12 protein-coding genes and 1 pseudogene are annotated in these 14,749 nt (G+C 32.2%); 6 read left to right on the top strand and 7 right to left on the bottom strand.

Annotated elements, in window-relative coordinates:
* Positions 1–753 precede the first annotated feature (753 nt).
* From A5N88_RS10065 to A5N88_RS10050, 3 genes are all read left to right on the top strand, one after another.
* Complete coding sequence (locus tag A5N88_RS10065; protein ID WP_066265383.1) at positions 754–1,638, top strand: tyrosine-type recombinase/integrase; 885 nt, start codon at positions 754–756, stop codon at positions 1,636–1,638.
* 221 nt (positions 1,639–1,859) lie between these two features.
* Positions 1,860–2,108 carry a hypothetical protein gene (locus A5N88_RS10060; RefSeq protein WP_066265381.1) on the top strand — a complete coding sequence of 83 codons (249 nt, stop codon included), beginning with the start codon at positions 1,860–1,862 and terminating at the stop codon, positions 2,106–2,108.
* A 313-nt stretch (positions 2,109–2,421) separates the two neighbouring features.
* Complete coding sequence (locus A5N88_RS10050) at positions 2,422–3,180, top strand: HNH endonuclease (protein WP_066265376.1); 759 nt, start codon at positions 2,422–2,424, stop codon at positions 3,178–3,180.
* 197 nt (positions 3,181–3,377) lie between these two features.
* Here the strand turns inward: A5N88_RS10050 and A5N88_RS26540 are convergent, their stop codons facing one another.
* From A5N88_RS26540 to A5N88_RS10020, 7 genes are all read right to left on the bottom strand, one after another.
* On the bottom strand, positions 3,378–3,491 hold the full coding sequence (locus A5N88_RS26540; protein WP_412733861.1) for a hypothetical protein: 114 nt from the start codon (positions 3,489–3,491) through the stop codon (positions 3,378–3,380).
* 227 nt (positions 3,492–3,718) lie between these two features.
* Positions 3,719–4,819 (bottom strand): hypothetical protein, encoded by a 1,101-nt coding sequence (locus A5N88_RS10045; protein ID WP_066265374.1) that lies wholly within the window; start codon positions 4,817–4,819, stop codon positions 3,719–3,721.
* A gap of 684 nt (positions 4,820–5,503) precedes the next feature.
* Positions 5,504–5,794: a hypothetical protein gene (locus A5N88_RS10040; RefSeq protein ID WP_066265370.1), complete on the bottom strand. Its 291-nt coding sequence runs from the start codon at positions 5,792–5,794 to the stop codon at positions 5,504–5,506.
* Between the two features lie 5 nt (positions 5,795–5,799).
* Positions 5,800–8,238 carry a hypothetical protein gene (locus A5N88_RS10035; protein WP_066265367.1) on the bottom strand — a complete coding sequence of 813 codons (2,439 nt, stop codon included), beginning with the start codon at positions 8,236–8,238 and terminating at the stop codon, positions 5,800–5,802.
* A gap of 422 nt (positions 8,239–8,660) precedes the next feature.
* Complete coding sequence (locus A5N88_RS10030) at positions 8,661–8,867, bottom strand: hypothetical protein (protein ID WP_066265366.1); 207 nt, start codon at positions 8,865–8,867, stop codon at positions 8,661–8,663.
* A 159-nt stretch (positions 8,868–9,026) separates the two neighbouring features.
* Positions 9,027–9,902 (bottom strand): hypothetical protein, encoded by an 876-nt coding sequence (locus A5N88_RS10025; RefSeq protein ID WP_066265365.1) that lies wholly within the window; start codon positions 9,900–9,902, stop codon positions 9,027–9,029.
* A gap of 542 nt (positions 9,903–10,444) precedes the next feature.
* Positions 10,445–11,437 carry a hypothetical protein gene (locus tag A5N88_RS10020; protein ID WP_066265362.1) on the bottom strand — a complete coding sequence of 331 codons (993 nt, stop codon included), beginning with the start codon at positions 11,435–11,437 and terminating at the stop codon, positions 10,445–10,447.
* A gap of 358 nt (positions 11,438–11,795) precedes the next feature.
* On the opposite strand from A5N88_RS10020, the gene A5N88_RS24845 reads away from it, so the two are divergent.
* From A5N88_RS24845 to A5N88_RS10010, 3 genes and pseudogenes are all read left to right on the top strand, one after another.
* Positions 11,796–12,101 carry a hypothetical protein gene (locus A5N88_RS24845; RefSeq protein ID WP_066265361.1) on the top strand — a complete coding sequence of 102 codons (306 nt, stop codon included), beginning with the start codon at positions 11,796–11,798 and terminating at the stop codon, positions 12,099–12,101.
* Positions 12,102–12,334: 233 nt separating this feature from the next.
* Positions 12,335–12,461 (top strand): annotated as a pseudogene (locus A5N88_RS24840) (IS1595 family transposase); the annotation flags it as partial.
* Positions 12,462–13,004: 543 nt separating this feature from the next.
* Complete coding sequence (locus A5N88_RS10010) at positions 13,005–14,279, top strand: helix-turn-helix transcriptional regulator (protein ID WP_066265360.1); 1,275 nt, start codon at positions 13,005–13,007, stop codon at positions 14,277–14,279.
* Positions 14,280–14,749 lie beyond the last annotated feature (470 nt).

The following is a 14,749-nucleotide window of genomic DNA, read 5'->3' as shown; positions in this document are numbered from 1 at the left end:
TAAAGTTGGAGGTGTATGATGGGGGAAATTGATCTTAGTTCCATGCAAGAGCCTATGAACGAGATGGTTATGAGGTTGGTAATATTTATATTAGTACCTTTTGTATGTACAATGATTGTTAATGAGAAGACTTATTAGTTTGTCTAACTCAATTGCAAACCTAGGGAGTATTGCAGTTTTCTTTTTTGTTTTTTATAAATTGTTATTTGTTTTAGGTTAATTGGCTGCTAAATAAAATCTTTACTTTGGATTTCGTAAAAATGGAAGTGAAGAAAATGCAACCGAATATAAGCATGAAGATAAGACATGCTTATTTTTATTTTATCAACATAATTGAATTGGTTAATTGTTTAATTTAGCTTTTCCAAATTCCATTTCTTAAATTACTATTTGTGCATGTTAATATGCAATCGTTAAGCCGATAGCGATTAGTTAGAGATATTGATATATCAACGTTTATACAGTCTTATTTCCCTTGAAATCATCTGTTAATCGTCAAAAGATACAAGTGTTATTTTCTATTACTATCCATACATTCATTCATTAATATTATCACTACAATGTACAATCGATAGTATAATCTTTCCTCATTAAAAAATCACAAAATCATTCCAGCTGCATATCTGCATATTTTACCTTATTTTAAATGAACAAGTAATATTATAGAAGAAACTAGTCACCATATATACAAATGATGGTTACATTCCACTTATAATTAAGTTCGCATAACTAAATTAGAGGAAGAATAAACCAATGAATAATGTAAACAGCGAATTGATTCAGGAATTTATCTTTCAATTAGGGAAAGCGGAAAACACTAAGAAGAGCTATCAACGTGATCTCGAAATTCTTAACCGTTACTTATCAAAAGTAAATGTAAGAAGGGATGAATTAACCCAAGAAACAATTCAAATGTTCATTGATTCATTGGAATCTGGTCTTCTAAAGAATACAAAAGGGGATAGATATAACCCTTCAAGTATTAACCGTATCTTTGCAGCGATTCGAGTCTTTACAGATTATACGGATCAAAGAAGTTGTATTAAAGATATACAGATTAACAAGACAACTCACATATCTAAACAACTTGCTCCCAAGTCGGTTGAAGCTGAGGATATAGCTTCTATTAGATTAAAAATAGCTAACAGTCGTAAAGCATCAAGTAAACGTGATCTGGCTATTGTGGATATGTTACAGTTTACAGGAATGCGGGTAGGCGAGTTAGTTGAATTAAAATTAAAGGATATTGAATATGATGAGACAACTAAGAAGTATTTAATTCATATTAATCAATCAAAGGGGAATAAAGTAAGAACAGTTCCTATTGCGAAGGATAAGTATGATAAGACCATCAAAAGGTACTTAGATACACGTAAAGATGATATTGAATATGTGTTTATCTTACAAAGGGAAAAACAACTAACCACACGATCTATTCAGTTATTGTTGCAACATTACGGAATAACTCCACACATGCTACGACATACTTTCTGTGCGTTGTTAGCAAGGTCTAATAAATTAGATATATCCATGATTGCAGAACTTGCTGGACATTCTGTAGCTGTAGCACAACGTTATACAAAGCCAACATTAAAACAAATGAGTAATGCTGTAGATGAGGCCTTTACACTTGATTAAGCTTAAGGGTTTTAATATACATTATGTCAACTTGAAATTTCTTCATGTTTTCTCAATTTACCCGATAATAGTCTAGTAAGGTTTTAAATTATATTTATGTAATTAAGAAATGGAGAATATAAAGTATGTTTAACAAGGAAGATTGGTTCCTAAAGAGATTTTTCGAAAGAAGTAAAAAAAGTAAAAGTTATTACCAATCATTAATAAAGAAGGTTTAGTAAATGAAATTAAAGATAATTAGTGTTTTGGTGATAAACCGATTAGAACAAACAAAGACGGTTTATGAACAAGAATGCACATTGGGAGAAATTCAGGTTCTAAGTACGCTTTTTAGCACGAAAGGTGTGTCCATGAGTAATTTATTCGGTGAAAACGTAAAAAGGTTCCTTTTGTTAAGCCAAGGTTATGAAACGGTTAAAGGAAACCTAGTATATAAAGTTCGTTTCGATTTAAGTAAGCCATTGAATTAAGGAAGTAGCAAGAAGATAAAACATTCCTTTGATCAGCTTTGGAGACTTTTGTGATATCAAAGGGACGCTAATAAGAATGAAGATTAATCTAAATAATATGAACCAAATTAATTTTGATGAAATCTTAGAGGATGCAAGGAAGGAAGCTTCAAATAAAGGGTATAGCGATTCACCATCGTCCGCTTTAAAGACTCTAAAGAGTCAACGGATATAAGCTGACCCTGACTTAGTATCTAGTTTTACTTGTATTACTTTGCAGAGGTACGAGCTAATTTAGTGATTGAGAGAATAGTTGTCGGAAGGATGATTTAAAATGAGTGAACAACCGAATCATGAGCTAAGAGCTTTTCGTGCTTGGGAGGTACTAATAAAACAGGCAGAAAAAAACAAGCCTATTACCTATAAAGAACTTGCAGAACAAGTAGGTGTTCATCATAGAGTCTGTCGCTTCTTCTTGGATTACATACAAAACTATTGCATGGACGAAGAGATGCCTCCTTTAACTAGTATCGTGGTTAGTAGAGAGGGAAAAGTAGGTAAAGGTTTCATTGCCTACGATGTTACCAATATTGGAGAAGGTCAGAAAAAAGTATATAACTTTAATTGGCATAGTTACATAAATCCCTTTCAATATGCACAATCAGATGGAAGGCAATCTGAATTGGCAGCTGATTTATTAGATACGACAAAATCGAAAGAAGTGTACGCTAAGGTTAAAGTAAGAGGAGTGGCACAAAGTTTATTTAGAAAAGCTCTACTAGATGTTTATCATTCTAAATGTGCTTTTTGTGGCTTTCGAATTCCGGAAGCGTTAGAAGCGGCTCATATTGTTCCTTGGTCAGTAGCTAATGAGGAAGAGAAATTAGACGTAAGAAATGGTCTTTTGTTGTGCAGTAACCATCATAAGCTGTTTGATAAGAATATTTACATGCTTGATGAAAATTATACAATCAAAATAAACAGCTCGTATTCATCAAAACTAGCAGGCAAAACAATAAAGTTGCCGCAAAACAAACAGCATTTTCCTGAAAAGCAATACATAAAAAAACGTTTATATTTAAATAAACAGTAATAATTAGTGTATTAATTTATTCCACCAAGTAAGAAAATAAATATAAGTAGGAAATTTTAAAAAGTTTAGATTAAAGGTTTAACTTTTGATACTAACCTAACAAACAGCTATCAGTTGTAGGAAGGTTGCAGGTGAGGAATTCACGTGCGGATATAGAAAGTTAAGATACAATGGTATATAGACGAAGGGTGGCTAGTTTAACCACCCTTATTTATGATAGGGGGTTCATTATTAAGAATGCGAAAAGACCTATAAATTTGTTCAAATAGTATAAGCGTTTGTAAAGACGTGCTAATATCCATTGAGCTTATAGCAATAAGTTAATCGCTTAGCATTTTGTCTGCTCCAAGTAACATCGGATAATCTGGATATACCTAATTGGTTAATTTTTTCTGCAAGCTCTTCTGAGGTCACTTTATTACCTCTTAGTGAAAGTGAACTTTTGTGTGTTTTACTAGATAGCTTTTTAAGAAGCTGTTCCTCATTCTTAAAGTATTTGAATTGAATTTTGCAGTACCTTGATGCTAGACCTCAGCACTTAATACAAACCCAGGGCATTTACTAAATTTGATAAACGCAGCTTAAATGAAGAGTAGTCAATACTCCCCCCTGCTTTTAAAGTTTTGATTTCCTCTTGTATTTTCACCCAGTCTTTTACTAATCCTCTTGGTATATAACTTTCTTTTTCTCTAACTTGCTTTAATTTTTCTAAGTGCTGGCTAATTATAGACTCATAATTGACAACTTGTTGATTTGTCTTTTCAGGAATATAACGATTTCCTTGGTAAACCGGTTTTTGTGTGTTAGCAGTTGGCGTATATGAAACCTTCTTATGAGATTGATTGTAACGGAATCTTTGTACTTGCTTAATATGACGGTCTAATAGCGGTAGGTTATTGTCTTTAAATGATAAAACTTCTTGGCTTGAAAATGAACTCGGTATATATACATTGTAACCCTCGCTAGTTATTATCTTATTGATAAGTTCTTCCTGTTCAGAAGAGGTTAATTTTTGATAAAGCTGATCCTGATTGTATGTTAAGCTTTTGAGAGCATTTTTCACTTTAAGTTTTGCATCAAATCTATCTTTCAAATGGTAGACTTGTGCAATTTGTTTTTGGGTAAGCGGAAGTTGCAACTGACTTTGTCTAACTATCTGTTCTGGTAATGTCTTTATGTATAGAAGTGGCTCTATAATAAAGAAATCCTTGTTCCTTACCTTAAGTAGTATCTCATCTCTTTCCAAATCTATATTGTGAAAACCGGTTTTAATATCCTTCAATATTTGAGGCGGTAGACTGGTATAATATTCAAAACAGGTTTCTCCTAATCCATATGTCTTTCCTGTTTCCTGATGTAATACAATGTATTGATACCTTAAGGACTTTCCACATTCGCACTTATATGGTCTATTCCCATATCCTCCATCTAAGACATCAATTAAGACCCAATCACCTATCTGTTGAGCAATTTCATCTGCGTTTTTATTATTTAAAACTACTCCTTTTTTTAGTGCCAACACCTCTAACCATTTGCTTTTTTTGCTTTGTTTAATATTAGATTCTAGGAAGTTTTTCTGGTCAGTGTTTAACAAATTCATTAGTTCATGGACTTCTCTTTCTAGCAAGGGACCCGACATTTCTCCTCCTCCTAACATTTCTCCTCTTACTAAAAAATCTAATTTGTATCAATAATGGTGGCGAAAACACGATATCCATTGCTAGGAAGGTATATAAAAGGTTAGTTTATTTTAGAGTAGGGGGTAATAGGAAAAGCCGAGGTTTTGTAGTTTATTCTCGACTTGGATTGAAATAGCAGTACTAAGATAGAAATTAATATCAGTAAGGAAAGTATTACTAAGATTTCTAGCAATCATTATTTTAATTTTATTATTGGAATGGAGTGACTAATAGGTTACTCTTTTTATATTTAGAGCAACTAAACATTTATAAATTCTACCGAGTACTTATATACTTCATTACTAGAAATCTCTAATTTTTTGCAATTGTTGGATGTATCTCTTTCACCCCGTGTCTAACTTTTTGGGTTCAGATCAAGATCGGTCTTTTTGTATTAGTATGTGTCTAAAAGACAAGGGAAGCAGACTAACTTTTGCTTCCCCTTTCAAAAAAACTTCAGCTTTTTATACTTCCATTACCTTAAATTTAGGATTACAACTTCTAAGACTATAATTATATATTTAGAATTTCCGGGATTTAGCAATTAAATCTTTAATACATTGATCTACTTAACATATTGCGATACTTAAAAATCAACTTATAATACGTACCCCTAAGCTATATATATAAATAATTATAGCTATTTAAGAATGATGATCCCCTCCGCCAAAACCCGGATTATGTGAAAGGTGACTGTGAACCATATGACCTTGAACAAGTGCCGTTCCATGGCTGGTAAAATGCGGTGTTATAAAATGACCTGTCACTGAATGTGTATGAATTCCCGGAACAGATGGATTAGATAGATGACTGTTATGAGCAAATGGATTCATTGTTTCACTATTTAGGGTATGGTTCATGGGAAGATGTGAAGTCATAGTATGAAATGGATCTGTAATCTGTGTACTGCCAGTGTTTAATGGGTTGTAAAACAAATTAATCAACCTTTCAGTTCGAGTGTTTGATTGACGACATCGGAGTGACTCTTATGTATCGCGTAAATTAATTCTTGACGAGATTTTACGGTATTCTCATTCATTGGCAACTGTTTGTATAAGTAAAGCTCACTGATTTCATTAAACAATTTGTTTTTCATACTTATTGTTCCAAGCAAAGGGATATACCATTGATACAATTCTTGTAAGGAATTAAATATACTCCGATTTGTTTCTGTGATAAGATACGGAATGATAACCGTTAATACATGTTCAAGCGTATCAACTGCTTGAGTTGTATAAAACTCAAGAGTGTTGAGTTCATTCTCCTTCATGGCATTTAATTGGTCTTTATTACTATTATTACTATGTCTTGTGCTTAATGTCATCATGGTGGGAATTGATATGGCTGCCATAATATTCCCTGTTAATAACGATAATAAGCCGAGTCCAATAGATGCTCCAATTGACTTTTTATTCCTTTGTTTGTTTTTTTTCAGAAGTTCTTCTGGGTCAACTCGTGGAAGAATAGCAAAGTGTATAGGTGCAAGTTGATTTTCTATCTCCATTATGTACCCTTTCATGTGATTAGCAACCATTATAAGCCCCATTTGTAATGAGTGAAAGGGAGCTCCATATGGCAACTGTTCCTGAGTGAAATAGGTTCGTTCCATGTTATCAATTGCGAGAGGTAATTGGGTTGCAATCCGATCAAGATTCCTTTTGATTAGTTTTATAGAGTGAAATAATCCATTCGCCAATTTCACCTGTTTTTCCATAGAATTAATATTTTTTTCTTGTATTTCCTTTACCAGTGAGTGCAATGTCAGTATTTCTTGAAACATATTATATAAAATTAATTCGTTAATCGACCGACTCCAACTAAAAAAGATATCTTCATTCGAAACACTTGATAAAGTGGGCATTTTGACATATTGATATGTATTTTTGATAAGACGCTTAACACTTTCTTCCTCTAAATAAAGTTGGTGGTTAACACCAGAAATTTCCCGAATCTCAATTAGTAACAACTCAGACCCATCGACAGGCTGTTCAACGACGAGAATTTGTTCTACGTTAGTATTAGGTATTCTTAATAAGACATCATTATTGGATTGTGCCAATTCAATCTGTTCTTCCGTTTGCTTTATTAGAAAAGGCAGTTTATTTGGTGTAATCCCCACATTAAAAATTTGGAGGTCTTGCGCATTAATGGGTAGTGCTTCAAAGAGATTTGGTTCTAAAAATTGAATGACCGTAATAGAGTTGTCTTTTGAAGATACGATAAATACAGATTTGTTATCAATTAGAGTTGCATGATTATCCAATTCTATCTTGCAAATATCTCTTGTATAAAAATCATAAATCAACGTAATAGAAGAGGGTTCGAACGCAAGACTTACAAGGTTTGTACTAAAATGACGCCCCTCCATTAAACCCGATTGTTCTGCACATTGAAACCACCATTTGTTTTGAGAAATTTCCTTTGGACCTTGATTTAAATCACTGATAATAGTTTCAGGCAATTCAACATAAAAAGAAGAAGTATCTGTTAATATCAGAATTCTATTCTCTTGTTCTTCTATATAAAATTCGCAATTAGCAAGATCAATCGTTTGAACTAAGGATTGAGTTTCTTCATCAATAAAAGATAAGAGACCTTTTCTGCTGCTTATATTCCAATCATGCTTCACATCCATTTTAGCTACTGCCATAATCATGGAATTACTCTTAATTTTTTGGCCCCCTAATAAGCCATTTACCTTACATGTATACAGGTCAACTTCATCGCTCACAAGATTAAAAATGGATTTGTGTGACTCAATAGAATTCTTTAAGTCATGCACATTTCTTTCATCCCAATGGATAATTTCAATCTTGTGATAGGGCTGCTCATTCAGAAAGAAGAACCCATGAAGATTCAGTGTATAGGAATCAATCTGTTCAACTTTCTTAATCCGATAAAACGGGATTATATCAGGAGAAACCTTAATTTTTTTTCCAAACCATTCCAAAAAGTTGGATTCTGATTGCTTGAAACCCAAATTAGATAAATCATAACTCAGATTAATAGGAATGTAATCGGAATCCACTTCATGACGCTTAAAAAAATCAGTATTCATATCGAAAACAAGACAAGAAAATGGTATCTTCTTTAAAATGTCTTTAAAACTTTGAATATCTAAACTTAAAAAAAACTTGAATTCACTTGCATTATTATTTGGCTTGAGAGTTAATCTATCAAAATAAGAAGTAACATCCAGTTTTTGATCATATACTTTAATACGATTTTCAGGTGAATAATAGCCACCATTGTATTCAATAACACGCCCTTTACTCGTCAAAAAATATTCTTTTTTGCTATAAGAATTATCATCATCTACTTCAGTATGAATGATATGCTCCCCGTTATATAGCTTATGATGAACTGCTTCTTGACTCATGACCTCTCACCCAATCCATTTTCTAAATTAATAATTAAAATTTATCAAACATAACTATTATTTTATCATGAAAATAATAATGCAGTTCTACCGAGTATGGATTTTTAATAATTATTTGTTTTCTTATTTGAGCTAATCCAAGAAAGAGAGGTTAATTCATTTTATATCTGGGGTTTGCAAGTCAAGAATGGCCGTCAAAATAAATCAAATTTAAAATAACAAGACAATTTAAATTTGTAACCATGCTCTTTCCGAGCGCTTAAAAAGGCTCCCTTTTAATTTGTGCCTAGTTGTTGCTTGGTGATTTTTTAACAATTATTTTTTATAAATTAAAAATACATTTAATTTATACTGAAAACACTTACTTTAGAGTTATATTACAAGATACCGTTCATGAATCTAATGAATTAGTAATTATGTGGTTAATCATGTTTAAGTTTCATCTTGAAGTTTCTAAATTTAGATATATCGTGTTTAATGGTATAAATACCAATTAATTCAAGTGCAATCCCACTTCCAAGCATAAATCCTTCAATAAAATCAGGCAAATGGATTACGTACAAGTGCAATAATAGCATTATAGCAATGATAACCAATCCAATATGGAAAAATTTTTTTGAACCTTTCACAAAACCACCTCCTATTTGAGCAAATATAATCATAATATGCGAAACAAAAAAGAAGTATAACTATTATATCGTAGGATTATCAATATATGGGTTGTATTCCAATTTTTGTTAACTAACCTCCTGTTAGCTGAAGAAGAAAAAGCCACTCATCAAGTGACTTTAGAGGTGGACCGTATAAGTGAACTCGTTATATTTATCAAATAATTTTAATTCACTTGGATTAAAGTCAATTAATTCAAGTGTGATCTCCTGATTTTTCTTAATACCATTTGCTGACATCCATTTTTCTAATTCAGCTTCATTATTAATGATTTCATCTTGTATGTGTCTTAATCGATTCATTATGTTGTTTAAAACCATAGTGTCGTTAGTGGAACTTCTTGCACTGTTTAATCCTAGACCAGGCGGCATCAAGAATACTTTCCCCCCTTCACTATCGTTGATACTGAAAAAGTATGTTATTCCGGCTTCCCTGAGTTTTTTTATATCACTAGAATCCGGTTCAGGTGAAATAGCAGAGACAACTTGAACTATATATTTTTCAAGAAGTTCTGGCCAATTATTATACATCAACTGAATAACTTCTTTATCCGACCAGTGCCCATGTGAAAATATGTTTAAAAAATATACTTTACCGTCATTCATATATGCAAATAGGACCGGATCTCCTCTTTTTACCAAATTCTCTCCAGGTATCAATTCTTCACCCAAATGAAAGTGCATTATTCCCCAATCAGAGAACATAGCATCATATTTTGTTAAATCTGATGCTGTTCTATTAAAGTAGGGGAGAATATCGCCACCAATTTCTATTATGTTTTCTAGTTTCTCAAATCCTTTTCTTACTGTTTCAGGACAAGAAAACTCTTTAGACTTAAAAACTTGATGAGGTCCTTCAAATGCTTTCTTTCTTAAGTAAGAATAGTATTGAATGATTCTATTTTCTTCGCTCTGATTCTCTGAAAATCTTAAGCCCTTTTCTTGAATCTTGCGGAGAACAACTTTTTTATAATCATTTTGTAATTCTATTTTCATTACTAATCCCCTTTTATTAGATAAATTCTAGCTTATTGTTCATTTACCCCTTTAATTCAATAAAAAGGTGCATTTTCCTCCTTCTTGCAATGGTCCAATTTGTTGTTCTTTCTTCAAATTGGCACATTAGTATAATAAGTATGATTTAAAAAGATTAAAAAGCAGACTGCCAAAACCTATATCATATACATGCCAGAAACAGTTCACATGCTCAGATACTGTAATACAGGGGTATTCATAAATTTTCAAATCCTTCTTGAGATAATCTGATTTTAGGAGTAGAGGAGACATAATTTATATGTAATAGGTAATGACTGCAAGGAAAAGAAAAAACTATACGGAGAACCAATGATTTCAACTTACCCCAGTCCAAATTATGAAACCAAGGATATAAATAATGTAAAGGATTTTCTACGAGTTGAGCAATTACTTGTAAAGATAACATTTTTAAAAAAGGGAGACCGAATGATATTCTATTCGGTCTTTTTAAGGTAACAGCAGGTTCTTATGGAACTGTTTTATTTATAATTGGAGAGAAGGTGTTATTCGTTTATGTCTGAACCTGGTGGGACCCACTCTAGTATTCTGGAGCTCGCCGATACGGCTGCTGTACATAAGAGGACGACATGTTCAGCCTGTTCACGGAGGTTTCCGAACACGGTAGGACGGTTACCCGCATGATGATATAGACTACTGAAATTAGTTATGGAAAATAGTAGGTTAGCAAATGACTTGCAGTGATCCCGCTGGTCGTCAGGGAGTTTCTTATCCAATTTATTATGAAAGCTGTTTACGAAATCACCGCTCTTTTTGGGGTCACCCATGTTTAGATTGAAATGCCCACCTATTAACGCAACTAGCTCATCCACAATTCTTCGGCTTTCCTCAATGCATTCTTCGAAATTCCCAACACGCTTTTTCTGCAACATACTTTCGTACCTTTGGAGTACATTTTCCCATCGGTTTGTTTGACGATTCGTCAGCTTAAGAGTTGGCAATTCTACGAGTCTGTAGGATGATACATTCATGCCTTTAAGGAGCTCAGCCCATTTCTCACGATGAATTTGTACGAGAGTATGTCGGTCACTGGTTAGCATAGTTGGACGTCCTACTAACCTTTGAAATTGTGAATCAACGAGGGATCGAACTTGTCCGTTGGTTTGATGGTCATGGTCCGAAGCAACATAACACATGCCATGTAGTGCAATCTGAAAAGAGACTGGTCCACCGTTTCTGACCTTTTCAATTTGTTGAATTATTTCTCTAGTCATCGGAATGATGATTGGTCTTCCCGAATTCAAGGGTTGTTCAGGAATCAGGAAGGTGGATGGAACATTGACGTTGTCCGTTTGCCAATATATCTCTCCTCCAATTGACAAAAGGTCTCGGGAGTCTAATCCAAAGTAGGGATGAATATTGACTCCCAACACGAGTTTGGCGCCAAATGTGTCACTTGCAGAATAAAAATGATCTGTTTCCATGCTTAATTTAAATAGTGTTAGGTTTTCTGATCTTAGTTCCCAATCTACACGCATCTTTTACTTTGTATCCTTTCTGAAGTTAAGTTTAGGCGGTGCCTTAGTGCTATAACTATAAATATACTTCTTTAATTCGACAATTTCTTTAACATTCCTGCCAATATTAGTTAAGCAAGCTTATGCCTAGTATTTCTTTAATTTGCCCTTATTTAAAGAGAGGTAATTCCTTAGTTTTTCCAATTAGTGTAAAATTTTTATCTCTAAAAAGTTCTTCCTATTTTCTTTATTAGAGTTCTAATTACAACCAATTTGTAGATTATTGGCTTTTCGGGGTATTCTGCTCTTTAATTCTTACTTCCTAAAAAATTTCCCCAATTTTCTAAAAGAAAATCTTAGCTTAAGGAGATACGTTAAAATGTCAAATCAGGAAAAGGACTTGCGGTTATGGAACAAAGATGGTGGTTGTATTGTTCCATTTGCAACCAGAAGCCAAAAGTTAGCAATGGACTTAATGAAAACAGTTAGCGTGAAAGGCAGCATTATTAAATCATTTAAGGAAGGAAAAGTATTGAGCACTAATTGTCTAAATCCCTTGTCTATTTTTCATGAAGGTTTATCTGACAAATATAAAGAAATTATCTCTGACTTAGATAAAAATGGGTTATCGGTTTATCATGTTTTGCTCTCATATTTCATGGTAGGAAAGCAAACTACTAAATAAAGCAAGCATTGGTTCAATGTCATTATGAACTACCTAACAAAAAGGCAACCGGGATTAATGGTACAACTAAAGAACAATACAGTGAAAATCTAGAATAAAACATTGAGAATTTAGTAAGGAACCTTAAAAGCAAAAGTTATCGTCCTGATCCTGTAAGGAGAATGTATATTTCAAAACTCAACTCAAACAAGAAAAGACCATTGGGAATAACGGAACACGAATATAAGATTATTATGTTCAAAGGATATTCCTGAGAAAATCGGATGAAATCGTAGGGGTTACTTGGGTTACACTTTTTATTGGAGGCACAAACTGTTAAACGCTTTAAAGCAAATGGATGTTGAACATTTTGAGGGTATCGATGTATAAGTAAAACTAAGTAATTAACAAAGGTGCTTTTTCAAAATGGTCGGTATCAAGAAACAGAAAAAATAGTTTTTGTAGGAAAGACAAAAGCAAAACTACTAACTTATTTGCTTTGCGAGAGCTAAGAGTTTGGCTAACTGCCTATATTGGCAGCTTTTCTTTTTTATTATCAGGGTAGGCCAACCTGCTATAAATATAAACTGTAGTTTCATTGGAATTGAATTTTGACCAAACATACTTCAATAAAGTCTTTAATGTCCTGCTTAATTAAACGGGCAGCTGGTAGTTAAGTTAAGGATAGTCTAGAAGCGTATTAGCACTTTAATTAGGGTAAAAGGTTAGATGTTTTAGTAATTGGCATTATAACTCATAAGATATTTCAATAATGTATAAATAAAATCAAGGTTATCTTAAAAAGTCTAAAAAAGGACAAACTTAGATTAATATCGAGAAATTTCAGAATAGTTCGTTTGAGTTCTACATAGATAAATGGTACTATTGATTTATCAGAAATCCGGTGAAGAAGGTAGCAATCTAATGAAAATTAATAATTTTAATTTTGAATATGGGACATATATTTATGATAAAAGAACAAATTTAAACTTAACTCAGAAGGAATTAGCAGATGGCATTTGTTCGATTACTTATCTAAGTAAATTAGAAAACGGAAAGATAGAGCCAAGTCATGATACATTGTTATTACTTTTAGAAAGGTTAAATTGTGACTTTCAAAATTTATTGAATAACAACGAAAATTTTATTGAAACACTTGAAGAATGGTATACTGTAATAACTAATCAAGAAAATCAAGAAATAGAAAGAGTAAGAAGCAGAGTTGATGAAATGATAAAAAATATAGATTCGGTAATTTTAGTATATTATTATAATTTATTGTCTTTGAGGTATTTTCTTTATAAAGTAAACTTAAATGCAGCTGAGGAAAAGATAGAATACTTAAATAAACATGTCTCAAAATTACCTGAGCAAATATACAATTATTTACAATATTTTTCTGGTGTATATTTTTGTTTAAGATCGAACTATAATAAAGGGCTCTTCTATTTAAAAGAAGCTGAACAATTATTCTCAAAGAGCAAAGTAGTGGATTTAAATTTATATTATCATTTAGGGTTAGCTTATAATCTAATTTATAACATCCCTATGACTCTAATTTATACAAATTTATGCTTAGATAATTTAAGACAAGAATTTTCTGGTAATAGGAGAATAGAATGTTATTTACTATTAGGAATAAATTATCTTCGATTAAATGATTTTAACAAAGCGGAATACTATTTTAAATTAATAATAAAAGCTACAAGTAAATTTAGAGATGATGCTATTTTAGCAAAAGCTTACCATAACTTAGGTAATTTGGAGAGTAAAAGGAATAACTCCAGTAAGGCAATATCATATTTTACAAAGAGTCTAGAACTTAAAGATAAAAAAAACGAAAGTTATATAAATACATTGATTTATCTAGCTAAGGAATATAGTAAATTGGAAGAAAAAAAAAGCGCAATAGATTATTTGGAAGTTGCTTATTCTATCGTGAAAAAAAATTTATTACCAAAAACACAAACATATAGGGTATTAATATTGAAGTATAAAATTTTAGAAGATGATGAAAAGCTTCTAAACTTAATTGAAATAGAGGCTAGAAAATATTTTAGTGAGAGAAATGATAAGATAAATCTTTGTGATTGTTATATAACTGCTGCTGAATTATATTCCAAAAGACAAATGTATAAAAAAAGTACATTGTACTATAAACTTGCATATGAAACATCTTTGCTTTCAACTACTAAATAATTTGTGAGATAAGAATAACCTTTAGTTTAATTTTTTAGGCTGTCGAGAAAATCGACAGCCTTATTTTTTTCTTTGTTTTAATTAATCATCGTGTTACTGTATTGTGATTTCTTAACGATTTACGGTGGTGTTACGAAGTTTAAGACAAGAGAGAATACTCAAAATGAAGTAGAGTTGCTCCAACTGGATGACCTGGTTCCTACGAACCACTTTCCTTGTAAGATTGGTCAATATATTGATTTTCCCTTTATCTTGGAAATGGTTTGTCCGAGAGGTTAATGCCCGTTATCCACTAATCCACTAAGGTCTCTTGTTCTATTTAAGATGATGTTTGTAGTACATTTACAGAATATTAGTTTTTGGATGATAGCTTGTTAAAAAATCCAGATTAATATTGTCTACAGATGTTTTTTGGATTAAAGATCAGTGATCCTGTCCCTCCATTCTACCATTAGTTTGAATCAGCGCAA

Origin of the sequence: Heyndrickxia acidicola (assembly GCF_001636425.1) — a bacterium.
Taxonomy (GTDB): Bacteria; Bacillota; Bacilli; order Bacillales; family Bacillaceae_C; genus Bacillus_AE; species Bacillus_AE acidicola.
Note: the sequence above shows the minus strand (reverse complement) of the source record. Positions and strands in the feature narration are given on the sequence as shown.